24 protein-coding genes are annotated in these 26,145 nt (G+C 43.6%); 19 read left to right on the forward strand and 5 right to left on the reverse strand.

The features are described 5' to 3' along the window. Positions 1-228 precede the first annotated feature (228 nt). Complete coding sequence (locus IFO66_RS17055) at positions 229-993, forward strand: ABC transporter ATP-binding protein (protein WP_273015579.1); 765 nt, start codon at positions 229-231, stop codon at positions 991-993. Further along, on the forward strand, positions 968-2,881 hold the full coding sequence (locus IFO66_RS17060; protein ID WP_192026319.1) for an FtsX-like permease family protein: 1,914 nt from the start codon (positions 968-970) through the stop codon (positions 2,879-2,881). The genes IFO66_RS17055 and IFO66_RS17060 overlap by 26 nt, the downstream gene beginning before the upstream one ends. A gap of 92 nt (positions 2,882-2,973) precedes the next feature. Here the strand turns inward: IFO66_RS17060 and IFO66_RS17065 are convergent, their stop codons facing one another. Continuing rightward, entirely contained in the window at positions 2,974-3,390 is a 417-nt protein-coding gene (locus IFO66_RS17065) for a DoxX family protein (protein WP_192026320.1), read from the reverse strand. A 229-nt stretch (positions 3,391-3,619) separates the two neighbouring features. Between IFO66_RS17065 and IFO66_RS17070 the strand changes: the two genes are divergently transcribed. After that, positions 3,620-4,162, forward strand: a complete 543-nt coding sequence (locus IFO66_RS17070; protein ID WP_192026321.1) for a cupin domain-containing protein — start codon at positions 3,620-3,622, stop codon at positions 4,160-4,162. Between the two features lie 137 nt (positions 4,163-4,299). Here the strand turns inward: IFO66_RS17070 and IFO66_RS17075 are convergent, their stop codons facing one another. Beyond that, positions 4,300-5,193: a thermonuclease family protein gene (locus IFO66_RS17075; RefSeq protein ID WP_192026322.1), complete on the reverse strand. Its 894-nt coding sequence runs from the start codon at positions 5,191-5,193 to the stop codon at positions 4,300-4,302. Between the two features lie 287 nt (positions 5,194-5,480). Here IFO66_RS17075 and IFO66_RS17080 point away from each other — a divergent pair, with 287 nt between their 5' ends. The 10 genes from IFO66_RS17080 (at position 5,481) to IFO66_RS17125 (ending at position 16,418) form a co-directional block, all read left to right on the forward strand. Further along, on the forward strand, positions 5,481-6,686 hold the full coding sequence (locus IFO66_RS17080; protein WP_192026323.1) for a P-loop NTPase family protein: 1,206 nt from the start codon (positions 5,481-5,483) through the stop codon (positions 6,684-6,686). 56 nt (positions 6,687-6,742) lie between these two features. Then, entirely contained in the window at positions 6,743-8,020 is a 1,278-nt protein-coding gene (locus IFO66_RS17085; RefSeq protein ID WP_420488678.1) for a TadA family conjugal transfer-associated ATPase, read from the forward strand. After that, positions 8,017-8,814 (forward strand): type II secretion system F family protein, encoded by a 798-nt coding sequence (locus tag IFO66_RS17090; RefSeq protein WP_225445841.1) that lies wholly within the window; start codon positions 8,017-8,019, stop codon positions 8,812-8,814. Before IFO66_RS17085 ends, IFO66_RS17090 begins: the two co-directional genes overlap by 4 nt. 33 nt (positions 8,815-8,847) lie before the next feature. Further along, a complete protein-coding gene (locus IFO66_RS17095; RefSeq protein WP_192026324.1) occupies positions 8,848-9,726 on the forward strand; it encodes a type II secretion system F family protein in 879 nt (292 codons plus the stop codon). Between the two features lie 45 nt (positions 9,727-9,771). Continuing rightward, positions 9,772-9,963, forward strand: coding sequence for a Flp1 family type IVb pilin (locus IFO66_RS17100; RefSeq protein WP_028593177.1), 192 nt, complete (start codon positions 9,772-9,774; stop codon positions 9,961-9,963). A gap of 4 nt (positions 9,964-9,967) precedes the next feature. Then, positions 9,968-10,648 carry a TadE family protein gene (locus IFO66_RS17105; RefSeq protein WP_192026325.1) on the forward strand — a complete coding sequence of 227 codons (681 nt, stop codon included), beginning with the start codon at positions 9,968-9,970 and terminating at the stop codon, positions 10,646-10,648. Between the two features lie 92 nt (positions 10,649-10,740). Further along, positions 10,741-13,026, forward strand: coding sequence for an acyl-CoA cholesterol acyltransferase (locus tag IFO66_RS17110; RefSeq protein ID WP_192026326.1), 2,286 nt, complete (start codon positions 10,741-10,743; stop codon positions 13,024-13,026). Continuing rightward, the gene (locus IFO66_RS17115; protein WP_192026327.1) at positions 12,983-14,029 is read left to right on the forward strand and encodes a pilus assembly protein; all 1,047 of its coding nucleotides are present in this window, start codon (positions 12,983-12,985) and stop codon (positions 14,027-14,029) included. The genes IFO66_RS17110 and IFO66_RS17115 overlap by 44 nt, the downstream gene beginning before the upstream one ends. A 12-nt stretch (positions 14,030-14,041) precedes the next feature. Further along, positions 14,042-14,554: an A24 family peptidase gene (locus IFO66_RS17120; RefSeq protein ID WP_192026328.1), complete on the forward strand. Its 513-nt coding sequence runs from the start codon at positions 14,042-14,044 to the stop codon at positions 14,552-14,554. Positions 14,555-14,606: 52 nt separating this feature from the next. Further along, the gene (locus tag IFO66_RS17125; RefSeq protein ID WP_192026329.1) at positions 14,607-16,418 is read left to right on the forward strand and encodes a DUF6382 domain-containing protein; all 1,812 of its coding nucleotides are present in this window, start codon (positions 14,607-14,609) and stop codon (positions 16,416-16,418) included. A 214-nt stretch (positions 16,419-16,632) separates the two neighbouring features. Here IFO66_RS17125 and IFO66_RS17130 read toward each other — a convergent pair whose 3' ends face one another. Beyond that, entirely contained in the window at positions 16,633-17,532 is a 900-nt protein-coding gene (locus IFO66_RS17130; RefSeq protein ID WP_225445850.1) for a TIGR01777 family oxidoreductase, read from the reverse strand. A gap of 144 nt (positions 17,533-17,676) precedes the next feature. Further along, positions 17,677-18,147, reverse strand: a complete 471-nt coding sequence (locus IFO66_RS17135) for a DUF2621 family protein (protein ID WP_192026331.1) — start codon at positions 18,145-18,147, stop codon at positions 17,677-17,679. 123 nt (positions 18,148-18,270) lie between these two features. Here IFO66_RS17135 and IFO66_RS17140 point away from each other — a divergent pair, with 123 nt between their 5' ends. The 3 genes from IFO66_RS17140 (at position 18,271) to IFO66_RS17150 (ending at position 20,699) form a co-directional block, all read left to right on the forward strand. Further along, complete coding sequence (locus IFO66_RS17140) at positions 18,271-19,395, forward strand: deoxyribonuclease IV (protein WP_192026332.1); 1,125 nt, start codon at positions 18,271-18,273, stop codon at positions 19,393-19,395. 26 nt (positions 19,396-19,421) lie between these two features. Then, positions 19,422-20,327, forward strand: coding sequence for a formyltetrahydrofolate deformylase (gene purU / locus IFO66_RS17145; RefSeq protein WP_192026333.1), 906 nt, complete (start codon positions 19,422-19,424; stop codon positions 20,325-20,327). Between the two features lie 96 nt (positions 20,328-20,423). Beyond that, on the forward strand, positions 20,424-20,699 hold the full coding sequence (locus tag IFO66_RS17150) for a hypothetical protein (protein WP_192026334.1): 276 nt from the start codon (positions 20,424-20,426) through the stop codon (positions 20,697-20,699). 123 nt (positions 20,700-20,822) lie between these two features. Here IFO66_RS17150 and IFO66_RS17155 read toward each other — a convergent pair whose 3' ends face one another. Next, positions 20,823-22,007, reverse strand: coding sequence for an MFS transporter (locus IFO66_RS17155; protein ID WP_192026335.1), 1,185 nt, complete (start codon positions 22,005-22,007; stop codon positions 20,823-20,825). 235 nt (positions 22,008-22,242) lie between these two features. Between IFO66_RS17155 and IFO66_RS17160 the strand changes: the two genes are divergently transcribed. The 3 genes from IFO66_RS17160 to ppnP all read left to right on the forward strand — a co-directional run bounded on the left by IFO66_RS17160 (position 22,243) and on the right by ppnP (position 26,077). Continuing rightward, the gene (locus IFO66_RS17160; protein ID WP_192026336.1) at positions 22,243-23,259 is read left to right on the forward strand and encodes a Bug family tripartite tricarboxylate transporter substrate binding protein; all 1,017 of its coding nucleotides are present in this window, start codon (positions 22,243-22,245) and stop codon (positions 23,257-23,259) included. A 378-nt stretch (positions 23,260-23,637) separates the two neighbouring features. Then, positions 23,638-25,656, forward strand: coding sequence for a transketolase (gene tkt / locus IFO66_RS17165; protein WP_192026337.1), 2,019 nt, complete (start codon positions 23,638-23,640; stop codon positions 25,654-25,656). A gap of 82 nt (positions 25,657-25,738) precedes the next feature. Beyond that, positions 25,739-26,077 (forward strand): pyrimidine/purine nucleoside phosphorylase, encoded by a 339-nt coding sequence (gene ppnP / locus IFO66_RS17170; RefSeq protein ID WP_192026338.1) that lies wholly within the window; start codon positions 25,739-25,741, stop codon positions 26,075-26,077. Positions 26,078-26,145 lie beyond the last annotated feature (68 nt).

Consider the following 26,145-nt stretch of genomic DNA (forward strand, 5'->3'; position numbering starts at 1 on the left):
CATGCTTAATAGGACTTTCATATGCTCCGTTGAGCTTTGATTGGTCTCGACTAGTATTTGGGGAAGTTGGTTTGCTTATGCATCGCGAGTAACGTGACAAAAGTGTAAGGAATTTGAAAGGGAAATCAACGGCAGTTTGTTTCCAAATTTCGTATGCTGATTGCAACAAGGTTGAAACGCAGCAATTCCAACATTATAGGTAGGGGTTGAATAGGTATGGTATCCGATCTGTTAACAGTTAAACATGTAGAAAAAACGTATGAGGGAAGAGTATCCACGCAGGTGCTCCGAAATATAAACGTAACGATACAAAAGGGAGAATTTGTAGCAATTATGGGCCCTTCTGGTTCAGGGAAAACGACCTTCCTCAATATTATTTCCACGATTGATTCACCTACTAGCGGGGAAGTGCTTATTCATGGAATGAATCCGCACCAGCTTAAAAAGGAAAAGCTGGCTGTTTTTCGACGTCGGGAGCTCGGTTTTGTATTCCAGCATTTTAACTTGCTTCATACATTGACGGTTCGAGAAAATATAATGCTTCCGCTAACGCTTGAAGGCGTAAACATTCGTAAAATGAAGCAGGATGCTCAAGCGCTGGCTGAAAGACTAGGTATTTCCTCCATTTTAGACAAGCGAACTTATGAGATATCAGGCGGACAAATGCAGCGCACGGCGATTGCTCGCGCAATCATTCATCGTCCGAGGCTGTTGTTGGCAGATGAGCCGACAGGCAACTTGGATTCTAAAGCTTCACGCGATGTGATGGAGACATTAGAGAATATTAACAAGACGGATGGTACGACGATGGTGATGGTAACCCATGATGCCTATGCAGCGAGTTACTGTAATCGGGTTGTCTTTATGAAAGACGGTGGCTTCTATAATGAGATTTCGGGGGGCGGCAATCGGAATGTATTTTTCCAACACATTATGGATGAGCTAGCGTCGCTTGGAGGTGACGAGCGTGAATTTTCGACAGTTCGCGTTTAATAATGTGTTTCGCAACAAACGGACGTATGCCGCTTATTTTCTAAGCAGCTCTTTCTCAGTCATGATTTTCTTCATCTATTCAGTCATTGCTTCCCATCCTGCGATGAAAGACGGGATTTCTCACATGCTGCCTATTCTGGCGATGGGAATAGCGAAATGGATTGTATACGTGTTCTCGTTCTTCTTCATCCTTTATTCCGTAGGGGCGTTTTTAAAGACGAGACATCATGAATTTGGCATATTGATGATACACGGCATGTCACCGCGTCAACTGAATCGACTTATTTTTTTAGAAAATATGATTATCGGATTCGGTGCGATTGTGACAGGCATTAGTTCAGGTCTGCTACTTGCTAAAGTAGGCTTTATGATCGGCGGGAGTGCGATAGGCATAGAGCTGCCTTATCATATTTCTATATCGGCTTTGGTCATGACAGCGGGTTCATTTGTTGTACTGTTCTTTGTGATATCATGCTTAACTCAATTTATGGTGAGCAAGAGTAAAGTTCAGCAACTGCTGCAAGGGACGAACAAACCTAAGCCAGAGCCGAGGGCATCACTAATTCTGTCCTTGCTGGCGGCAGTGCTGCTCGTCGTTTCTTATGTGTTGTCCTATACGGCAAAGGCGGCTACGATCGGCTATCTCATGATCCCTGTAGTATTGATGACGATCATTGGTTCCTATTTCTTATTTACGCAGTTAAGTGTGTTCCTTGTTCATCTGTTAAAGCGCAACGATCGGTTGTTTCTACGCAATACAAATATGCTGACCATTTCTGATCTTGCCTATCGCATGAAGGACAATGCACGAATGTTCTTTATGGTCTGTATTGTGTCCACTGTTGCCTTCTGTGCAGTTGGAACGCTGGCGTCGTTCGGAGTTATGGAAGATGAGCTGGTGCAGTCACATGTTTACGACTTGAATTATGTGAGCAAGAAGGGCAATCAGATGGAGCAGGCTCATCTTACTGAAGTTGAATCTCTGCTTAAGTTGAAAGGAATCGAATATAGCAAGACCGCCTATGAATATGTAACGGTGAAGACAGAAGAAAGCAAATCCCAATGGACGGTGTTTGCACAATCGAGTTACAACAAAGCCGCGGCTGACTTGCAGCGTCCAAGTGTGGCGGTAACTGGTGAACAAGCGCTGTTGATTCCTTATCTAAAGGATACGATTCATTTCAAACTTCCTTTCGAAGCGGAGACTGTGCATATAGCTGACAGCTCGATTAAGCTGACTACAACGGATAAAGTAGAAGGCCCTATTACGAATCAAGGGTTAATAGGGGAAGCGCTTATTGTGTCAGATGAGAAGTACAAAGAATTGTCCAAGCATGGGAAAAAGGGAGTTATTTACGGATACAAAACGGTAGATTGGGAGCAGTCAGTTGGAGTTGGTACAGGCATTGTGCAAGACTATGACCAAGCTGTAAAGACGTTGAGGACTGGAAATGGAGAAATATTATTTGAATTCAGTTCGTTAGCGGCATCTGTTACCGTTCAGAGGCAAATGTTCAGCATTATGATGTTCACGGCACTGCTTGTTGGTGCGGTATTCTTTATTGCATCAGGCAGTTTCCTATATTTCCGACTATATACGGACTTGGAGCAGGATAAGGAACGTTACAAAGCTATTGGGAAAATTGGGTTAACCGATCGGGAGCTTAGTAAAATTGCAACAACCCAACTGCTACTGCTGTTCTTTATTCCGATTATCGTAGCCGTCATTCATAGTGCATTTGCGTTTACAGCGCTGCAAAGCATTATTAATCTATCTATCGTTGGTCAAACGGTTAAAGTGTTGGCGGGTTTCACCTTTGCACAGATTGTTTATTTCTTCGTCATTCGCTGGCGCTATATGATTCATTTACGAGAGGCAGTGCGATAAAAGGGTTGGAAGGGAATGGATAAAGGTCGAGTTGAGGAGCGTGGCATGATTGCTTGGCTGCTCTCGCACTCGACCTTTTTTACGCCTTAATGTTACACTTGCTCTTGATTCGACTTCTTGCGGAACAACAATTGATCTACACCGTAACCGATATGTTCTGCAAAAATAAAGTAGATGGCCAAAGCAAGCAATGCCAAATCTAGCTCATATCCATTCGGCCCAATCAAGCTTCCAGGCAGCTTGACCATAACAATAGCGCCGATCATGATTGCAGCGTAGCCAATAGATACGTATCGCGTCAATAGCCCGACAATCATGGCAATACCACCGAGTAATTCAATAAGAGCGACGACGTATGCAAGTGTGGCAGGTAAGCCAATACTCTCGAACCAACCAGCTGTATTTCCGAGCCCCATTTGAAGTTTATCAAGACCGTGCATTGTGAAAATAATTCCTAATATGACGCGCATAACGGTTGCAATTACATTCATTCTTACTGTAGTATTCATTTTTTCCAACCCTCTCGATTTTATATTATTGTAGATATAATTTCGCTATTGCAAAACTTCTATGCGAAAAAAATAGGCATAAATCATTTGTACACCTCTTTTTGTTTTGTTATAAAAATAATAATTCACTAATGTGAACAAATCATATCAAAACTGATTTGATGAGTCAATTATTTTTTTAGTATAATGAAACTATTATCTTTAGAAGTGAACAAAAGGGGAGACTCAAGTGGATATTGGCGCTTCGATTCGAGCTATACGCAAACAGCGAAAGATTACGATCTCTCAGTTATGTGAAGGCACGGGATTGTCGAAAGGATTTATTAGTAATGTGGAAAATAACAAAACTTCGCCCTCCATTGCAACCTTAGAGAGCATTGCAACATTTTTGAATGTGCCGCTCCCTTATTTGCTGCTGAAAAATGAACAGCGTATGCATGTAGTCCGTAAAGATGAGCGTCAGCAGACGACAGCAGGCAGCGATAATTTAAAAGTAGAACATCTCTCTGCAAAGGGCGGATTACGAATGATGATTTGTGAAATGCCGCCAGGGGCTACTACTGGAACGAATATGCATGCGGGGGAAGAATGTCATTTCGTCTTGAAAGGTAAAATCGTTGCTGAGCAGGCAGAGGATATGGAAGTGTTGGAGGCTGGAGATTCATTCAGTTGGAATGCGAGTGTTCCGCATAAAGTGACGAACACAGGTGAGGAATCGGCGCTTGTTTTAATTTCTGTGTATAAAGATATTAGTTTTGAAGATATTCATTAGTTAAGGAATATAAAGAGACCTTCCATTCTAGCGTACGAGTGAAGTGGCAAGTAACGATGCACACTGCTAGAACAAGGAAGGTCTTTTATTTTGAACAATGAGCTAGTTGTAATTTGCTAATGCCATTTTAAGTAAGTCTAGTTCGATGAAGCGCGGAAGCCTGCTGCTTCAGCATCCTCTACGGTGCAGAACATCATTTCTGCCTTTGTTTGCTCGTAGTAGCGTCCATCAGGCAGATGATAAATTTTATCTTTGTTTTTGTTAATGTTTCCTTTTATCGTTGGCGTCTGACAAGTGCCTTGATTGGAACTGCTTAAGCTATCTGTACCTTTAGCGTTTTTGTTTCCGCTTTGTGAGCTGTTTTCTACCTTCTTATCGTCAGCAGTTGAAACGGTTTCTTTGCTCTTGGATTGTTGCCCTGATGATGACTTTGACTTAGATGACTGCCATAGGCCTCGATTGTTGTTTCTTGCATCGCGTTCTAATGCTGTAAATGTCTTGGAGTAAAGTACATTAGGCGGTATCGTCATTGTGTTGGCATAACCTTCACGAATAAGCCGTTCATTGAACATCTCGTTATCATCTTCAATAAAAATGTATCGTAGCAGTCTGCCATACTTGTCTGTATTTCCAGCATCTTGGAACATATAGACGGTGCTACCTGTTAAGTGATTATCCGTATACTCCTTGGCCTCTTGACCGTAATACTGTACTTTACCATGGGTCTCAGGCGTGTTGACTCCGATAAGCCTTACTTTATCCCCTTCGCTCGTGACGAATGTGTCTCCATCCACGATGCGTTTAACTTTTGTTTTTGTAAAAGGTTGTCCGCTCAGTTCAGGATATTGGGCAACAATGCTTTTGTGGAATGCATCATCGGATGCTGTACCTGCATTTGTGCTACATCCCTGCGTAATAAGCAGGGTACACGCAAGAATAACCAACCCAAGTACAAGGTGCTTTCGATTTCTTAGTCGGGTTATGTAGGGATTGGATACTACAGTTGAATCATTGTTTGGTTGTTTAATCATGATGAGAATCGCTCCTTCTTGTACTAGTATGCCGATTGGAGAGAAGGAATGCAACAATTGTGCTGATGATCAGAGTGATGGTAATTTACATAAAAAACCTTGTTAATATTAGCCATATATGATATAGTTAGCTCAACTTCAAATGGTGAACGGAAGAACCGTCACGAGGTATTGCTTATGCGATACTTTGTGGCGGTTTTTTTGCGTTCTTTAGTGTCTATTGATAAATTGCGTGGCAAAGTTGAGCGGAAATGTATGACTAGTTATAAGGAGAGGCGGCGGATGCGATGCGTCGATTGAAGCAAGATTGGGTCGTAGCACTCCCAGACAAGCAACTGGTAGAACGGCTTATCGATTATTGGAAGCATAGCAAATATAGTGAAGTATTGCAGTTGCGAGTATTTTCTCAGTGGGACACACTTTGGCAGTATGTGAAGCTTCAGCCAGAGTGCAGATTGTTTGTTGTTGATGTCGATTGGCTTAATCAATTGGAAGCTGATGAAGAAACTACGCACATTTTATCCAAGCTAAATATATTCGTTTTGACGGATGATCCTGTATCGATTCAACGTGCGGGAGTTGCGACAGCGACGCCTTATCAACCGCTCGATAAACTGTTTGAGCAGGGGCTGCGTCAAGGATCGACGGTATATGAAGGTGGTGCACGATATAGTAGCGACGGCGAGGATAGCACTCAAGGGCAACGCAACACGTACGGGGGTACTTGCAAAGTTGTGACGGTTTGCTCTAGCGGTGGAGGAATTGGTAAGACGACATTAGCGTTTCAGATTGCTCATTATGCAGCGGAACTTGGCAAGAAAGTGTTTTATTGGAGCTTATCAGCCCATGCGGAATGGGACTTGTTTACGCTCCCCTCAGACAAGAGTTCTATTTTTCCTACTAATGGTTTTTCCCAGTTGCTTTACTGTTTGCAGCGTATGCGTACATCAGATTTGGATCCGTCTATCTATACCGTTTCAATTCCCATTCTGCGGGCGGATACATTTGAAGCTAATATTCCACAGGCTGAGTGGGATGCATTGACAGGTGAGCGTATTGCGCAGGTCATTGATTGGCTCAAGAGTTCGAAGCGATACGACGTTATTGTGTTGGATGTAGATGCGAATGTAACTCGCAATAAAGCAGCCATACAGAATAGTGATCAACTGCTGTGGGTTGTTGTGGACGATATGGTGCAGATGAACAAGATGGAACGTTGCTTTAATGACTGGCAATCAGAATCTCCTTCTTGTTATGAGCAATTGCTCATGAAGGGTAAGATCATCGTTAATCGTTATATGGGTGTGATGCTTAATCGTTGGCAACGAAATGACCTTTCAGTTGACTGCTATTTGCCTTACATTCCGCAGTGGAAACAGCTTCATCGTCATGAGCAGTGGTTCAGTTCAGCTGTGTATCAAGCTGCATTGGAAGAAATGATTCAAACCCATCTGCCTTGGCTCTCTAGGCGCGAATGGATGAATGCTATATGAGTCGTCTCTCCTTTCCTTTTCGGTCTAAGCGTGATGAGCACCATGAGGCAGCAGAAATGACTCATATACAAGTGGGATATGAACAAACTGGAGAGCTTCGTGATACGGAGCATTTATATGCTAACGTTCGTGAACGGGTTAGAGAGCAGATGGAATGGGATGAGGAACTCGAAGATGAACAATTACAGGTTCGAATCGAGCAGGTTCTTTTTACACTTCCTGAAATGAAGCGACTGACTTCTCAAGAGATGCATTCGATTGTAATGCGTGTTTTTCATAGCTTCCGGGGGCTAGATGCGTTGCAGCCGTTAGTGGATGATCCCTCAGTTACAGAAATTATGATTAACGGTCATCAGGAAATATTTATTGAGCGGGATGGAAGAATGGAACAGTTGGAGATGAAGTTTGAGAACCGAGAGAAGCTTGAAGACATTATTCAAGCGATCGTATCTCAAGTGAATCGTGTCGTAAATGAATCTTCACCGATTGTAGACGCACGGCTATCGGATGGTTCACGGGTGCATGTTGTGCTCCCTCCGATAGCACTCAAAGGCCCAACTGTGACGATTCGTAAATTTCCTACTCAACCTATGACGATGGATGATTTAGTACAGCGGGGTGCCATTACAGTAGAAGCGTCAGAGCTCTTGAAGACACTCATTCAGGCGAAATATAACATTTTTATTAGCGGAGGAACGGGTTCGGGCAAGACAACATTTTTAAATGCATTGTCGCAATATATTCCCTCTAGTGAGCGAGTTATTACCATCGAAGATGCTGCAGAGTTGCAAATTATAACGGTGCCGAATCTAGTTGGCTTGGAGACGCGGAATGCCAATACCGAGGGAAAAGGTGCCATTCCGATGCGAGATCTGATTCGAGCATCACTTCGGATGCGACCCAATCGAGTTGTGGTCGGAGAGGTCCGTGGCGCTGAAGCTCTTGATATGCTGCAGGCTATGAATACTGGGCACGATGGGAGCTTATCAACTGGCCATGCGAACAGTGCGCGCGACATGATGAGCCGCTTGGAAACGATGGTACTAAGTGGGGCGAGCCTTCCTTTGCCTGTTATACGACAGCAAATTGCGTCCGCTCTTGATATTATCGTCCATCTAGCCCGTATTCGAGATGGATCGCGCAAAGTGCTGGAGATTGCGGAGGTGAGTGGTATGGAAGGAGGTGAGATTGTGCTCTTTCCTCTGTACACATTTGATGAGGAAGGCGAAGTAGATGGGGTTGTGCATGGAAGATTAACATGCAAAGGTTCTTTGCAAGAACGCTGGAAGCTGCAAATGGCCGGACTACGTTGCCCTAATGAGGAGGGGGGATGATGCAAAGTGAACCTAACAAACGTTTTTCTATGAACAAATCCAAGGAGCAGGGCTTGCCAGATTACACGGTATATCAACAGTCTGTTGGAGAATATGTTTTTGGATTAGTGATAGGTATAAGCTGTATGTCATTTGTGGGTTATTTATTTTATCAGCATTTCATAGGGGTCATTATTTTTGGTGCGCTTGGCTTATATTATCCGCGAATACGAGGTCGTGGACTGATAGAGCGCCGTCGGGCACAATTGACACTTCAGTTTAAACAGGCGCTTCATTCTATATCTTCTTCATTGTCTGCGGGAAGATCAATTGAAAATGCTCTTAAAGAAGCATCACATGATTTAAAGATGCTGTATCCTGGTGTCGAAGTTGATATGATGCGGGAACTCCGCATTATACGAGCCAGGATGGAAAACGGAGTTCCTATGGAAAAGGCCATGATGGATTTTAGTCAACGTGCTAATCAAGATGATATCTCGAATTTTGTTGATGTTATCGTAACTTGCAAACGATTGGGCGGTGACCTTGTAGAAGTTGTACGAAGAACATCTACCGTTATAAGCGAGAAGATGGATATTGTACAAGAAATTGAGGTGCTTATAGCCCAGAAACGGCTGGAAATGAAAGCGATGATGGTGGCACCCTTTTTCTTTATTGGATTTATTAACTTTAGCTCACCAGATTTTATGGCTCCTTTATATGAAGGCGGTGGGAGAATTCTTGCAACGGTCTCATTAGCTTTGCTCTTTATAGGAATATGGCTTCTAAAGAAAATGATGAACATTCGAGTATAACTCGTTCGTTACCAATTAGGGCGGTGATTGTGGATGTTGGGACAATGGCTATGGTTCGCAGCATTTACTATGATGCTGGTCATTTTTATTGCCGGTCACATGCAAGCAAGAGGGAAGCATAACGAAATTATTAGTCAGGTGGATCCTTCGTATAAGCTCACAGCGTGGTTAGCATTTGCTTTGCATTTGACAGGAAAAATTCAACGAACTTTGGATACGCATCCGATATTTGTCTCTCTTAGACAGGCTGTTTTTCAATTGCACGGTCCGCAAGCTTTTTATGTTCGATATCGTCTCTTCGTAGGTGAGGTAATGCTAATCGTATATATAGGCACTATGGTAGCGTTGCTGTTGCCTGCAGTAACTGATGGTAGTGCCATTAATTTCGTGGGTGCATGGATGTTGACGCTAATTCTTCCGTTGGTGAAGTCAAAGGAACTTATAAACAAGTCTGTACAAAAACAACAAGACATACAGATGGAGCTACCTGAGCTTCTTAGCAAATTAAGCTTGCTCGTTCAAGCAGGAGAAACAGTCCAAAAGGCGCTTGCTATATGTGTACATCGTAAAGGCGAGCACTTGAATCATCCGTTGTACATAGAACTGAATCGCATGTTGAAAGATGTGCAGAATGGTTATTCATTTGCACAGGCACTAGAGCAATTTTCCAAGCGCTGCGCGGTTCAAGAGGCTGCAATGTTTACGACCACGATTTTGATGAATCAGAAGCGAGGCGGAGCATCGTTCGTATTGGCGATGGAGGATTTGGGAAGGCAGTTGTGGGACAAGCGTAAGGCAGTTGCGCGCAAAAGGGGAGAAGAGGCATCAACGAAGCTTATATTTCCGATGATGCTGATGTTCCTTGTCGTGTTAGCGGTTGTCGGTGGACCTGCACTTATGATGATGGGTTAACTGACAGTATATCTTACCATTTGAACATGAAAAGGAGAGATTTATATGTTGCAAGCAATGAAATTCCAATGGAAACGTTTTTGGAAAGAAGAAGACGGGTTGGGAATGGTGGAGCTAGTCGTTATTATTGCAGTGGTTGTTTTCTTGGCATTGATTTTTAGAAATCAAATTTCTAGTTTTATTTCGAGCATTATTACAGGAGCTCAAAGCAAGACAACAGATTTAATGGGGAAATGATGGGATGAAGGTATTTAGAAAATGGCGTTGGCTATCTCGAGAAGATGGGGCAGCTATTATAATAGAGGCGTCGATTGTATTTCCTATCATACTATTGTGCACGTTAATTATGCTATTTCTAGGGATCATGATTTACCTCAAAGCTATTACTGCACATGGTGCTGTTCTCAGCTCGGAGCGTGCGGGAGTTATATGGAGTAATAGTAACAAACATCCGCTAACAGGTGCTTTTCCACAGCACACCTACGATAAATTATATTGGCGGGCACTCGACGACAAGTTAATAGACCGAGTATTTCAAGGAGGCGGCGCTGATAGCGCCTTCTCCATAGCACTACCGAATACAGGATCTTCTGGTAGCTTGGCTGAGAAGAAGCTAGGATTAAGCGCCGAACATATTCCTAATGCTTACAAAGGGAGCATGGAATATGGAAATAGCTTAGTAGAACGTACAGTAACAACTTATTTGCAAGAGCCAGTTAAAGATAACGTACTAGAACGTTTGTCAGGAAAAAGCATTGAGGTTGATGGGACGGCAGTAACAGCGGTTGTTGAACCTGCGGAGTTTATTCGTACTGTGCAATTTGTTAGATATATGCAAGTTAAACTTACAGAAATGAGTGGGACGCTTGGGGCAACTCCAAGAGAGGCAGGTTCTATGATACAAAGAGCTGCCGCACCATAGAAGGGAACTATACTTAATTTCAAATGTGAAGGCGTTCTTGATTATTGATCGGGGTTCTATTTGTTGAACGGGATGAGTAGGGGGCAGTGTTGATGAACGGTACTAATGTGGCGAAACGAGTACGCAAACTTAGCATATGGGGAAGACGGTTCTGGAAGCGACAGAAGGGAGCGGTGTCTATTTTTTTAATATTTATCGTTATGGTCGTATTCATGGTCATGACGGTATTTATAGACTATGCACGTATTGCAGCAATGGAATGGCGTTCGGAAGTAATTGCTCAATCGGCAGCTCGTTCGGTTATGTCGGCTTTTGATCCTGCTTTGCAGCAGCGTTATGGGTTGTTTGCGTACGGTGAGACAGAACCTGCGTTGATCGTAGAGGAAGTACTTCGTCAACATGTACCACAGCATTCTCAGAGTTCATTTTCGTGGGTTCAGCTCGAGGCGGACAGTCATTCCACGGGAGTGACTCGTCCTCTTGGGCAATTAGAAGAGTTTGAGCATCAAATTATGGAGGACATGAAATATAAAGCTCCAGTTCAGCTCGGATATGAAATATTCGGGAGAATGAAGCCGATGGCGAATGCTATGGGTGAGGCTTCGCAAGTCATGGATCTAATGCAGAAGCTAGAGAAGATGTACACCAAACGCAATCATTTGTTGGATGAAGTGATTAAAGATCAAAAAGCCGCCCGTATTGCTTTTTCCGATGCGCAGTTAGATACAAAAATTATTGATGGGATTCAAGTGTTCTATAACCCTCAGCATATAGCTAGTAATCCAATCGGAACCATCAATACAGCTGCAGATATTGCGATGCAGTATAACGATTATGCTACTAAGTATGCATCTGATCAAGCTACTGCGAAAGATAAGGATAAACAGCACCAAAGTGAAATAAAAGAATATGAGAGTGGTTCCCACTCTATAACGCTTGAACTAAAGCAAATGTCAGAGTACATGAAAAATAGGCATCAGAACTTTGTTAATCGCTCTATTACGAATCTGGAGGAAGCAAAGTCGATTAATAGTCAGATGAGTACAATTGTACTTCAAGTACGCCTTAATGGACCTCCTCCCGGCTATAGTCAAGTTGGAGGTGCAAATGTTCCTACCCAACAAGGAAGTACTGCCTCACAGGCAGACGTGCTTAATCAAATAAGACAGTCTGCGGACCAACTTGTAATGAGAGATCAATTCTTTATTGAATATGAACGTGAACTGATTCAACAAAAGACACTAGTTAGTAATTTGGATGACCGCATTAAAGGCTTCTCTTCTTTAGTGGGGCAATTATTAGGCGGGGCGGGTACTAAGCTTTCACTAGCTCAGTCGGTGTTTAATATGGCACAGCAATGGAAGAAGTATGATAAAGACTACGTAGCCCTATCTAATTTGGTTGACAAGCGTGCAAAAGAGTTGGCAGAACTTAAAGCGAAGGACAGTGAAATTGCACGTACCAAAAAAGCGGCGGATCAGAAGATGATGGAAGCAGCCGCTTTATTGTCCAGTTTCACTAACTTGGGTAACCAGATGGAAGCGAACAAAGAAGGCTTTACAGATGTTAGAAAGAAAGTTGAGGCCATACGCCAATTCAATGCGTCTGAGGAAATGAAGCAAGCTGGAATTTCTAAACCTAACAAGGATGCTAGCGAGGCAAGTTCAGAATCTATGAGTTTTATGACCACGCTGTTTAACGGCATGGGTGATGTTTTAGCAAGTAGTAGAGATCGAATGTATCGCAATGAGTATGCGTTTTTGTATTTTACTTCCTATGATCCTACCAAACTGCAGTCGATTATGACTTCAGGAGTGAATATACCGAATAGCGTTGTCGAATCATTAGGCGTTCATAATCAAGAGTTGGAGTATATTCTATATGGATTAGATCATCATTTTAGTAATATTGCAGCTGCCTATGGTGAGATATTTGCTACTCGATTAGCTATTCGAACGATGGAGGGATTCGTGGAGAATAGACATCTTGTTCATCCACTGCTCATTACTGCCGCAGCTATCCTGTATGGGGTTACACAAGCTATCTTAGACATGCAATTACTAGTGACAGTAAACCAAATCCCACTATCTAAATATACACCGAATATAAAGCTTACTTATTCGGATCATTTACGGATCTTTATGATGGTACATGGAGATCGAGAGGATATGCTTCAGCGTATGTTGGGGCTTATTCACTACAACACAGGTACAAATCCTACAACAAGCGGAACTTATGCAGAGACTCAATTGAGGACGAAGATGAAATTATGGTTTTTGCCAGGGCTGATGAAGCTTCTGGGGCACAGTGGGATGTTAGGAGGACAGATTGTTAATGGAAAGTACGAGAGCAGTAAAACATCTGTATTTTCTTATTAGACATCGACTACAAGTACGACCCCTTTACCCCAAACAACGTCTATTATTACGTAATAATGAGAATGGTAGCATTATTGTTGAAGCGGCGTTGCTACTACCAATGGTACTGCTGTTATTTCTGTTCTTTATTTATATGATACAGGCTGCTGTTATATCTACCGCGTTGCAGTCCGCAGCAACGAATAGTGTAAAGCAGGTAGCGACACATATGTATCCGGTAGCATTAGCAGCGGAAGCGATTCCGCCTGTGTGGGAGACGGGGCCAATCGGGAGAATCATGTCTAAACCTCCAATTGCTAATGCTCAGCTTCTCATCACTGAATTTGTAAATACATTTGGAGTATCACTGCCAGAGCCCGTATCCAGTTGGGTGGTCTCTGGCAAGGATTGGGTAGGTAATCAGGTTCATTCCCTTGGCGAACAATTACAAGCGCCTGCTGGTCAAGCTATATTTCAACCGCTCTTGGCGAGATACGGTATACAACATGTACTAGTAGCTGACCGAATACGAGTAACGCATTTGAAGCTCCCTGATCTCAAAGGAAAGCAGTCTCCCTTTATTTCGCTGCAAATTGAATATGATCTGCCAATGAGGGTGCCTTTCACGATGGAGAAAGTGACGTTAACGGCACGAGCGTCTGAGCGAGTATGGGTTGGGGATGGACCTCCTCCAAATTCAAATAACGGACAAGCGGGATCATCCAAAGATAAGCCGCCGCCTCAATTAGGAACGTTATCACCTCAGCCACTTCACCCAGGAGGGAAAGCAAGTCTAAATGCCAAAGTTGAACCAAATGAACGGGTAGAGCTTGTTGTCTATTGGAAAAGCGGGAAGAGCGAGGCAAAGCATGTTGGCTGGGCTGAAGCTGATGCCAACGGCAATATTAGTTGGACTTGGCATATATCAGGGAATACACAGCCGGGTACTTGGAAGCTGGAAGTACGGACGGCTGATGGTCGTTCTAGCACGATGATGTTCGACGTCGAGAAAAAAATGAAGTGAGGTGCTGGGCATTTGAATGGTGCTGATCTGATAGGGGCTTTTTTAGTAGCTTTTGCTTGTGTAACAGATGTTCGGAAGCGAATCATACCGAATTATCTCACAGTAACTGCTGTTGTTAGTGCCTTACTGTTCCACTCCATCATGACTGGAATGGAAGGATTACTATTTGTGTTTAAGGGCATTATGATTGGCTTTATTCCTTTATTTCTGTTATATGTGATGCGGACAGTTGGAGCAGGCGACGTGAAGTTTTTTGCTGCACTGGGCGCATGGATGGGAGGGGGATTCATCTGGGATACTTTTATGCTCTCGATCATATACGGCGGGTTAATTGCGCTAGCGATTCTCCTATATCAATATCGTACATTAGGCAAAAGGTTGCTGCGATCCTTGCTGTTGTTCATCGGATTGAAGTCATTAGAGCCGATTAAGGATGTCATTCGTCAACCAGCTACATTTCCATTTATGATCGCGGTCGCTCCGGCAGCTGTAACGGCATATTCATTTTCTTTGTATGTTGTGTAACAGTCGATGCATGGTTTGAGGGGCAAGTTGAGAGCGAGAAAGGAGTTCTACTGTGTACGGGTATAAGGCGGATTTTGTTCATGATGGTAAAGTAATGATGAAAGTTGTTCGTGACCCAGCGATACGGTCAGACGAATTGGACATGCATGCTATAAAGATGATGCAGCGGCACCCTATTCCACAGATGCTTACCCTTGATGTACGAGAAATCGATTTTAATGTAGAACTCTATTTCGATATTAGCGGTAAAAAAATGCTTCAGCAGCTATTTCGTAGTGAAAAGTTAACAGAAATGCAGCTATATGAGTGGTTACTACAATTGATGCGAATGGTAGAAGATTGTCGTTCATACATGCTGCATCCGAATCAATTGCTGCTTCATGAACAATTTATATTTATTGAAGGGGGCATTGCGCAAGGAGTTCTGCACGTGCCTTATATCCCGATACAAGGGGCATTGAACGAGAACAGTATGATGGAGAGTATTTGCCGTCTTGCCATTCAACTATCAGGCAGTGTATCAAGTTGGCAAGGGGATACTTTTCAGCAGATGGTTCGTATGCTGCACGACGGCAGTTATTCCATAACTCAAGTACGTCAATTCGTCCAATCGGCTATCGCTAATCCATTGGCTGGTGCGAGTACATGGAATAGCAGTACGGCTGCTTCTTCGGGGATTACAACTGAGCGTACATCCTTTAGTCAAATAAATACTATGGGGGATTTATCTAGGAATCCACATGCTAGCAATGAAAGTTACAACTCTATTCCATCCGCTAAGTCTAAGCCTTCAACGAACGGAATAGCTCACTCCTATTCGCAGCATATAGCAGATGCTCGTCCCTCGATGTCAGATCAAATGAATGCTAATCGAATGACTACTACACGTGCAATGAATGATTCGAATACCAATTCATCTGCCCATTTAGATTCTGCTGAATTACAGTATCAGAATCAACTTGCATGGCCGGAGCCTGATGCTGAAGAAAATAGCGGTGAGCTTCAACCACTACAATCACAATCGCCAATTATCGGGGTGGCTATTGCAGTCATAATATCTGTACTGGGTTGGAAATTCGGTTACATGGAGAGTCGTGATTCCATTGGCATGCTTTTGAGTTCCGCTGCTACAGCAGTAGCTCTCTTTATGGGATTTGCATGGTGGAAAGGTTGGTTCTTAGGAATGGTGAGCTGGTTCCGAAATAGCAACAATCGTGACAAAGCTAAGAGCATGCAGAAAAAGTGGTCTGTTACACCAGCAACAGGCATGCTTCCTGATTTCGCATCGGTAGAGCTGCCGTCAACTTTGTTGTCACCCTCAACGCCCACGGCTGATTATAAAAAAACTAATATTAACTTTACACCAGCATTTGTTGTGCCGCCACTTCGATCACAGGAGCCAGTATCTCTTGGATCTCATTATAATGATATGTCAGAACATACGACCTTGATGAGCGGAGGTCAATTTGATGCAACTACGCTACTTGATTCCTCTGTGGGGAATCTTGAATCAAATGCTCCGATTATCTTTGCACTTGAACGTCTTGCTTCTGACGAGAGAACGGTTGAAGAAGTGATTACGATTACGGAGTGGCCATTCATAATTGGAAGGGGAGCTCAAGGGGTACATCATGCATTGTCCTTGATGGGTATTTCAAAGATGCACTGTGAATTGAATAGGCATGACGATCATTATGTCATTCAAGATTTAGGCTCAAAAAATGGAACTGAGCTGCAAAATGATATGCTGATCCCATATAAAAAATATCCGCTCCACGAAGGAGATCATATTCGAATCATTGATTATGTATATCGGGTGAGTATGAAAAGAGCACGTGCGTCTAGAGCATCGCACATGCACTGAGGATAAGTATTATGAAAATGCCACAGCGGATTCCTATCCGCACATAGGATAGGTGTTTGGGGTGGATGAATCTCAGCTCAAACGAGAGTATGTTTCTTTATAATTGTTTGAAGCCCTGCATGTTAGCACAATGGCCATGTAGGGCTTCTTTGTTGAGTTTAAGCGATGTTCAAAATTGGATGTGGTCTTGGAGTCTAACGTGGGTGAGGCCATCCTACCTTTCTTTCAAGGCAAGCAGCGCTTGTTCTACAGATGGGTATCGGAACTGGAATCCGTGCTGCAATGCCTTCGCAGGGAATACATGTTGTCCTTCTAAGACTAGAATGGACATTTCACCAAGTAATAGTTTCAAAGCGGCAGCAGGTACAGGAAGCCAATGAGGCTTTTGATAAATGAAGCCAATTTTACGTCCGAATTCATCATTGGTTATGGATTCGGGAGCACTTGCATTCACTACACCACTTAACGTTTTGTCATGAACAATAAAGTTGATCAAGCGAACGATATCATCGATATGAATCCAAGAAAATGGCTGTTGGCCGCTGCCGATCCGGCCACCGAACCCTAGTCGATATGGAAGTAATATTTTCTGAAAGGCTCCTCCTTCAGTGGAAAGTACAGGAGCGATGCGAAGTTTTACTGTGCGTTGAGCGGGTACTTGATCGGCTGCTGCTTCCCATTGTCGGACTACATCGGATAAGAAATCCTGTCCTGCTGGAGGAGACTGCTCATCGAATGTATCCCTATCAGAGCTGCCGTATACGGAAGAGCCAGAAGCTGAAATTAATAAGGGCAGAACTCCATTGCGCTTAGAAGCCCAGTCCGCTATTTGTCTTGTTGGTTCTAGACGAGACTTGCGTATTCGGTCCTTCGTCTTATCATTCCAACGCTGATTAATAGTCTCGCCTGCTAAATTCACAACTACGTCTACATCTTCTACAATGGCTGGCATTTGAGCTAGCTGAGACCATGTGAGATAAATCGATTGGCGTGTACGAGATGAGTGGTCAACTGCTGGCACAGAGCGGGTTAGTATGATGACTTCATGTCCTTCGTGCAGCCATTTTTCAGCTAACTTTGTTCCAATTAGACCTGTACCGCCGCTGAGTAACATTTTCAATTGAAACCAACTCCCTAACGATTATGATAGTAAATTCATAACCAATTCAGTAAGTGTTGCACCAAATTTTAGTGTTTGTTACAGTCTATCACAACAAAAAAGTAGACATGCCTATAAGCACATATCTACTTGATAAAATTATGATTGCAGTAAGTGCTCGTAAGCACTGTAATCAATATTGTGGCGCTTCAAGTTCTTGATTAGGTATTTATAGTCGCGCTGAGGGGTAGCCTTGATATAGCCCTCTATACAATGGTCATAAGTTACCTGTGAGGCACCGCTTTCCACTGCAAGTTGGCCAATCTTAGCAGCAATTGTATGCTTGGCTATGTCTCTAAATGCGTTGGGTACAGGATCAACAAATAGATTTAGCAGTGCCTTGGACTCTTCTGTCCATAATGGACGACTGCGTTCTACCCAATAATTTTGCCAATCGAGCTTCGACTTGCCATCGCGCATAGGAAGAACTTTAAGGAACTTGCGAAACATAAAGTAGCCGCCAATGGCCATTAGGCCAACTAGAATAAACGTCCATACGGTGATCGTGTTGAGAAACCCGTCACTAGGTCGAGTTGCCGCTAAAGGAAATAAAGAAAACATGATGTGCATTAGGCTCACCTCTTGTGAATTTCCTGAATTTACATATGACACTTCGAATTATACCGCATTCCTAGATTTATTTCGATATAACCTGTAAAATAGGTACAATTAGTTGATAAAAGGAGTTGTATTATGCTGAAAATTGGCTCTCACGTATCATTCTCGGATAAAGGATTGCTCACAGCGGCAAAGGAAGCTGCTTCATACGGCTCCAGCTCGTTCATGATATACACGGGTGCACCTCAGAACACTAGACGCAAACCTATCGAGTCCCTATATATTGAAGAAGGCAAGCAGCTTATGGAGAAGAACGGCGTCGAAGAAATTGTCGTTCATGCTCCGTATATTATTAATCTTGGTTCGTACAAGCCGGACACGTTCGAGCTAGCTGTGAACTTTTTGCAAGAAGAAATTCGACGCACGCATCATATTGGTGTGAAGCAAATCGTGCTTCACCCTGGTGCGTATACAGATAAAGATGCAGAATATGGACTGGCTCGTATCGCTGAAGGGCTTAATGAAGTACTCAGTAATACTCAAGACACGGATGTTAATATTGCACTGGAGACGATGGCGGGCAAAGGTACAGAGATGGGACGTAGCTTTGAGGAGCTTGCGACGATTTTCGATAAAGTAGAGTTAAACAATCGATTGACCGTTTGTTTAGATACTTGTCACGTACATGATGCTGGGTACGACATCGTTAATGATCTAGATGGTGTATTAGCAGAGTTTGATCGCCTCGTTGGCCTGGATCGTATTGCAGTTGTGCATTTAAATGATAGCAAAAATCCAACAGGAGCTCGCAAAGACCGCCATGCACCAATCGGAGCAGGATGGATTGGGTTTGAAGGCATTCATCGTATCGTTCACCATGAAGCGCTGCAAGGACGTCCATTTATTTTGGAGACTCCATGGATTGGTAAAGATCCGAAGAAACAGCGCCCGATGTATGAAGCTGAGATCGCGCTTCTGCGCGGCAATGTATTGGAGCGTTTTGGTTCATCCATCATCGAGGATGTAGAGCGCATTGACACCTTGATGAATAAGGAGGGCCTAGATCGTCGTGGCTTTGTTCTGGATACTTGGGATGTTATTAAGTCCGATGCGAAGGCACGCAAAGCTGACCCACGTGAGCCAATGGAGCGTCTATATGACACCATTATGGCAGCTGGATTGTTCCCGGAACTGTCAGAAGAAGAAGTGAATCAGCGTTTGAGCGTTTGGTTTGCTGGCAGCAAAGTCATTTCTAAATAAGAAGTTATCCAGTGGGGGAGAAATAAATGACACATCAACATACAATGACACAAGCTCGTCTGGAAGCAGATAGGGAGCGTTTGAATCGCGGTAGAATGCTGATCTCTTGCCCAGACCGAGCTGGGATTGTCGCAGCGGTGTCTAAGTTTTTGTTTGAGTATGACGCAAATATTGTTCAATCTGATCAATATACGATGGATCCAGATGGCGGCATGTTCTTTATGCGTATCGAATTCGATATGGCTGAGCTGGGAGAGCGCCTTGCACAGTTGAAGAAGGACTTTGCAGGGATTGCGGAATCGTTCGAAATGCAGTGGCGCATTACACGAGTCTGTGATAAGAAGCGTCTTGCTATTTTCGTTTCCAAAGAAGATCACTGCCTTGTAGAGCTATTGTGGCAGTGGCAAGCAGGGGACTTGGATGCTGAGATCGTTATGGTTATTAGTAATCATAATGATATGCGAGACTACGTAGAGTCGTTTGGCATCCCATATCATCACATTCCAGTTACGCCTGATACAAAGGCAGAAGCAGAGCGTCGCCAGATCGAATTAGTAGAAGGTAAAGCAGATGTTATTATTTTGGCGCGCTACATGCAGATTATTTCGCCTCGTTTCATTGAGGTATATAAAAACCAAATTATTAATATTCATCACTCCTTCCTTCCTGCGTTTGTTGGTGGTAAACCATACCATCAAGCTTACACACGTGGGGTAAAATTGATCGGAGCTACAGCTCACTTTGTTACGGAAGAGTTGGATGGCGGTCCGATCATCGAGCAGGACGTTAGCCGTGTTACACACAGTGCGGATGTAAATGAGCTAAAACGAATTGGACGTACGATTGAGCGTGTCGTATTAGCGCGTGCTGTTCAATGGCATGCTGAAGATCGTGTTCTTGTTCATCAGAACAAGACCGTTGTTTTTAATTAGCAGCTAGGAAAGAATAAGTTTGAAATAATGGGCCGGACGAAATGTGTTATAGGATCGTCTGGCTCTTTCTTTGGCAAGAGGAAAGGGGGAGGTTGCGTGCCAACTGTATGGCTTGTTGTTATTGTATGTGCCATCGCAGCTGTCGTATATGGTGTGGTGGTCAAAAAGCAGCGAGATCGTTCTCAGGCAAACGTCATTCCAATTACGAAACGATCGAAAGAGAAACCGTTGCAACAGACGGGACAAAAATGTTCGTTTTGTAAAACTCCATCCAAGAAGCTGATTTTCTATGCAAGAGAAAATGGTACTATCGTTGGCTTGTGCAAAGATTGCCGGCCAAAAGCAGAACGTCAGAACATGCTTCCTTTGTAAAAGAGTGCTTATGGTAAGGGGAGTAATTACATACACGTACATAAGTCCAGCCCCGTTGAAAAGGTGCTGGACTTATTTTCATTTTACCAATCCAGCACCAAACTCCATAAGTCAAATCAATAGTCATAGCGCTCTGTTATTGCTTCGCTCCTTAACTTTAGATGAAGGTGTGTGAGTAAGGATTGCCCCTCCAATGAGAAAGACACCGCTTAAATAAAATACGGAAACAATGCCAGCGGACGTACCAATGAAGCCAAAAAATAATGGTGCAATCACTTGTGACAAGCGATTGGTAGATAAGCGCAATCCAAGAACTTCACCTGTACGATCAGGTGGTGATGCATTAAATATAGTAGTCATCGATAACGGCTGACCGCATCCAAGGCCCAGACCCATTATAGTACTAATGATCGCCATTAAAATAAAAGGAGTCGTGAGCGGAACGAGCATAAATGCGATGCCGGCAATTAAAATGGAGCCAATTAGAACAAGCTCTCTGCTGTATCTTTTCGTTAGTGGAGACAGGAACAGGCGAACAGCCACCATAGCCATACTTTGGATTGCGATAATCCATCCGATTCCAATATCGGACATTCCCCACTCCGCACCTAGAAGAGGGAAGTAGGCGACAAAAATATCGCGAGAATATAAGACTAAAGCGCTCGACAAGAGTGCCTTGCGCAGCGTAGAGCTTCGAAGTAAGCCAAATGATCCATCTGTATTTGAACGATTTATTTTGGCATTTATAGCTGGTAGTGAGCGTTCTTCCCGTTGACCAGAAATAAACCAAGATAGTATAAATGGGATGATTCCGATTAGAACGGAAATGAAGAAGGTATGTACATAAGAAGTATGATGCGCAATATATCCGCCGAGTATGGGACCGAACACACCACCTAAAGCTACAGACATGCTGAGCCAGCCGTAATATTGATCACGCTGTGCGGGGGGAGCAATTCTCCCGACCATATTTTGAAGAGCGATCGTTACCATAATCCGTGAGATGCCAATAATCATTTGTGAAATATATAGAGCAGTCAATGAAGGCCAAACATAGGGGAGAAATAGTCCGATCATCATTCCTATTACACCCGCCATATTAGGGAGTTTATCCCCGATACGATCTGTCATTTTACCTAGGTAAATGGCAAATATGACAGGTAAAAAAGCATAGGAAGCGGTCAGCATTCCGATATCGAATGTGCTAGCTCCAAGCTGTGTGCCGAGCAGGGAGATAGTCGGACGCGTCATATACAGCATTGTTTCTATCCCGAAAATTACGGCATAAATACGAATGAGAAGGGCCATCTGCAACACACCTTGTCTGTGGAATGTGATTTTTTGTATATGGCACGATTATAGCACTTCCAAGATCGCTCAAGGCTTGAAATGCGGTGTGAGCAAAAAGAAATATATTATTTTTAAAACACTTATGTCCAAAATGAACAAAATACTTGGAATGATTTGCAAGTGTGTTATCATCGATCCAATCTTTGAAAGCGTTGTCATTGAGATTTGCTTAAATTGGGGAGGATGAATAAATATGAATCGTAATAAGCGTTTTTGGTGGATTTCCTTAATGATCACAGTTGTGACGTTAACTACTGCAGCCTGCTCTCCAAGTGGTTCAAACTCATCAGCTGCAAACTATCCAGAGAAGCCATTTACAATTGTTGCCCCTTCGGGTGCTGGAGGCGGATTGGATTTGACTGCACGTTCATTGTCTAAATCCTTGGCTAACACGAAATTAGTAGAACAACCTATCCTCGTAGAGAATCGACCTGGAGGAGGACAAGCAGTCGGCCTCGCGGATTACATCACAAAAGACAAAAAAGATCCCTACAAGTTGTTCCTACCCTCAGCGCCAATCATTATCAATCATTACAAAAAAGAAGGCACAAGCGCATATTCCCATAAAGATCTTACACCTCTCGCCCAGTTGACCAAAGATTATGGGGCTATCGCGGTTCCAGTGGATTCAAAATACAAAGACTTGCCGTCACTCATTGCAGATTTGAAGTCTAACCCTGATTCCGTTATTTTGGCAGGAGGCTCTGCACCAGGTTCTCAGGATCATTTGATTGCGATGCTGCCTGCTTATAAGGCAGGTGTTGATCCGAGGACAATTAAGTTTATTTCTTATGATGGTGGTGGGGAAGCTTTGACTGCGCTGTTAGGTGGTACTGCAAATGTGCTTGCTTCTGATATTTCCGGATTAAGTGAGTTTATTGAAGCAGGGCAAGTAAGAGTGCTTGGTATTTCTGCTCCTGAGCGTCTGTCAGGTGAGTTCAAGGATATCCCAACTTATAAAGAGCAAGGAATTGATGCAGAATTCGTTATTTGGCGTGGATTGTTCGGTCAAAAGGATATGAATGCGGAACAGGTGAAATATTGGGAAGGGAAAATCAAGCAGCTTTCAGATTCTGAGGAGTGGAAAAAAGAGCTTGAGGCGAATGGATGGGAAGACGGCTACAAGAACTCCGCAGATTTCACGGCTTTCCTAGGAGAGCAAGAAAAGCTAATTCAAGAAATTCTCAAATCATTGGATATGTTGAAGTAGGTTTTTGATTTCATGCCGCCAATTCCATCCATTTTAACCATGAGAAAGATTCGATCTTTCAACAAAGTAGTTTGGCAACGTTGCACCAAAGCTGCTTTCATATAGAAAGCAGCTTTTATTATATTAGTATAATGTGTAAAAACGCTCGTATATTAGAGGTCGCCCCAGAAAACGATAAACGAGTAGCCAAATCAAGTTTAATAAGGTATAATTGACTTTATCAAAGTGAATTTGTCAAAACGACATATTCATTAACACTTTGAAGTGGAAAAGCGAATCAACTAATGTTACAATAATGCAAAATGTTATGGGTCATCGTGTATACGAGTCCCCTATCGTGCTGGAATCTCTTGTAGACATAGAAGGAGGAAATCAATAATGACAGCAGCGCAATCTAACCTTGATGCACGCTCTGTTGCAGCGATTCGTACGCTGGCAATCGACGCTATTGAGAAAGCTAAATCCGGACACCCAGGTATGCCAATGGGGGCAGCACCAATGGGGTACCATCTATTTGCAAAGGCAATGACACACAACCCGGCTAACCCAACTTGGATTAACCGTGACCGTTTTGTCTTGTCTGCAGGACACGGCTCGATGCTGTTGTACAGCTTGCTCCACTTGAGCGGCTATGACCTATCTATCGACGATATTAAGAACTTCCGCCAATGGGGAAGCAAGACACCTGGTCACCCAGAATTCGGACATACTGCTGGTGTAGATGCTACAACAGGTCCATTGGGTCAAGGTATCGCTATGGCAGTTGGTATGGCTATGGCAGAAGCACAAATGGGTGCTACTTATAACCGTGAAGGTTTCAATGTGATTGATCATCATACTTACGCAATTTGCGGCGATGGCGACTTGATGGAAGGTATTTCTCACGAAGCAGCTTCCATGGCAGGTCACTTGAAGCTTGGCAAATTGGTTGTTCTATATGATTCCAACGATATATCTCTTGATGGCGAGTTGAACTTGTCCTTCAGTGAGAACGTACGTCAACGCTTCGATGCATACGGTTGGCAAACGCTTCTTGTTGAAGACGGCAACGACTTTGCTGCTATCGAGGCAGCTGTTCAAGCAGCTAAAGCTGAGACAAGCAAGCCGACACTTATCGAAGTGAAGACGGTAATCGGATTCGGTAGCCCGAACAAGCAAGGTAAAGGCGGCCATGGCGGTACGCACGGTTCTCCGCTTGGTGCTGACGAAGCACAATTGACGAAAGAGTTCTACCAATGGGAGCACGAGCCATTCTTCGTTCCTGAAGAAATCTATGCTCACTTCAACGCTGCAATTAAGCAACCTGGTATCGCTGCGAACGGCGAGTGGGATGCACTAGTTGACAGCTATGAGAAAGCTCATCCAGAGCTTGCTAAGCAATTCAAGCTTGCTGCTGCTGGCGAACTTCCAGCGGACTGGGATGCGAACCTTCCAAAATACCAAGTAGGCGACAGCGCAGTTTCTACTCGTGTTGCTTCTGGTAATGCTTTGAACGGTCTTGCGCCAAACGTACCTTACCTAACTGGTGGTTCTGCTGACTTGGAAAGCTCTACAATGACGCATTTGAAAGGTCTTCCAGTATTCCATGCAAGCCAATACGATGGTCGCAACATCTACTTCGGTGTTCGTGAATTCGCAATGGCTGCAGCTATGAACGGTATGCAATTGCATGGTGGTGTTAAAGTATTCGGTGGTACGTTCTTCGTATTTACAGATTACTTGCGTCCAGCAGTTCGTCTATCTGCATTGATGAACTTGCCTGTAACGTATGTATTGACGCATGACAGTATCGCTGTTGGTGAAGATGGTCCTACGCATGAGCCGATCGAGCAATTGGCTTCTATCCGCGTAATTCCGAACTTGACAGTGATTCGTCCAGCTGATGCAAATGAAACGTCTGCAGCTTGGGCTTATGCGGTTGAGAACAAAGCGAACCCAGTGGCGCTTGTACTAACTCGTCAAAACTTGCCGATTTTGGAAGGTTCCGTTGAAAATGCGCGCGAAGGTATTAAGCGTGGTGCTTACGTGGTGTCTGATGCAAAAGACGGCAAACCACAAGCACAAATTATTGCAACGGGTTCTGAAGTACAGCTTGCTGTTCGTGCACAAGCGGCATTGGCAGAAGAGGGCATCCAAGTTCGCGTTATCAGCATGCCGAGCTGGGATCTATTCGACAAGCAATCTCAGGAATACAAAGATTCCGTATTGCTTCCAGAAGTTAAAGCACGCCTTGCAGTTGAAATGGGTCACCCATTTGGCTGGGATCGCTATGTAGGTGACAAAGGAAGCATCATTGGTATTTCTACATTCGGCGCATCTGCACCTGGCGACCGCGTAATGAGCGAATATGGCTTTACAGTTGAAAACGTAGTAAGCCGCGTTAAAAGCTTGCTATAATTCATTGTTCTCGTAGTTCCGATAGTTCGCTATTGAAACATAAACGATAATCCATTTCCTATATAAAAAGGGGCCGATTCCGATGTCAAATTCAACTGTTGCTGCAGATCGTTATCAAGAAGTAACCGTTTTGAAAAAAGCGAATGTGTACTTTGAAGGTAAAGTTACGAGTCGCACGATTCTTTTCGCAGATGGAACGAAGAGGACACTTGGCATTATGATGCCTGGTGACTACGAATTCGGTACAGATGTAAAAGAGTTAATGGAGATTCAAGCAGGCAAGTTAGATATATTGCTGCCTGATCAGACAGAGTGGTTGAGCATCGAAGGTGAAGGCGAGTTCTACGTGCCAGCGAATGCAAGCTTCAAGTTGCGGGTGCACGAAGTAACAGATTACTGCTGTTCCTACATTGCGGAATAGTGGAATTGTACAGGCAGAACCGGCTAAACAGCTAAGACAGACATCGGATGAACGGTTCACTTTACAAT

The organism is Paenibacillus arenosi, from assembly GCF_014841135.1.
Taxonomy (GTDB): domain Bacteria; phylum Bacillota; class Bacilli; order Paenibacillales; family Paenibacillaceae; genus Paenibacillus_B; species Paenibacillus_B arenosi.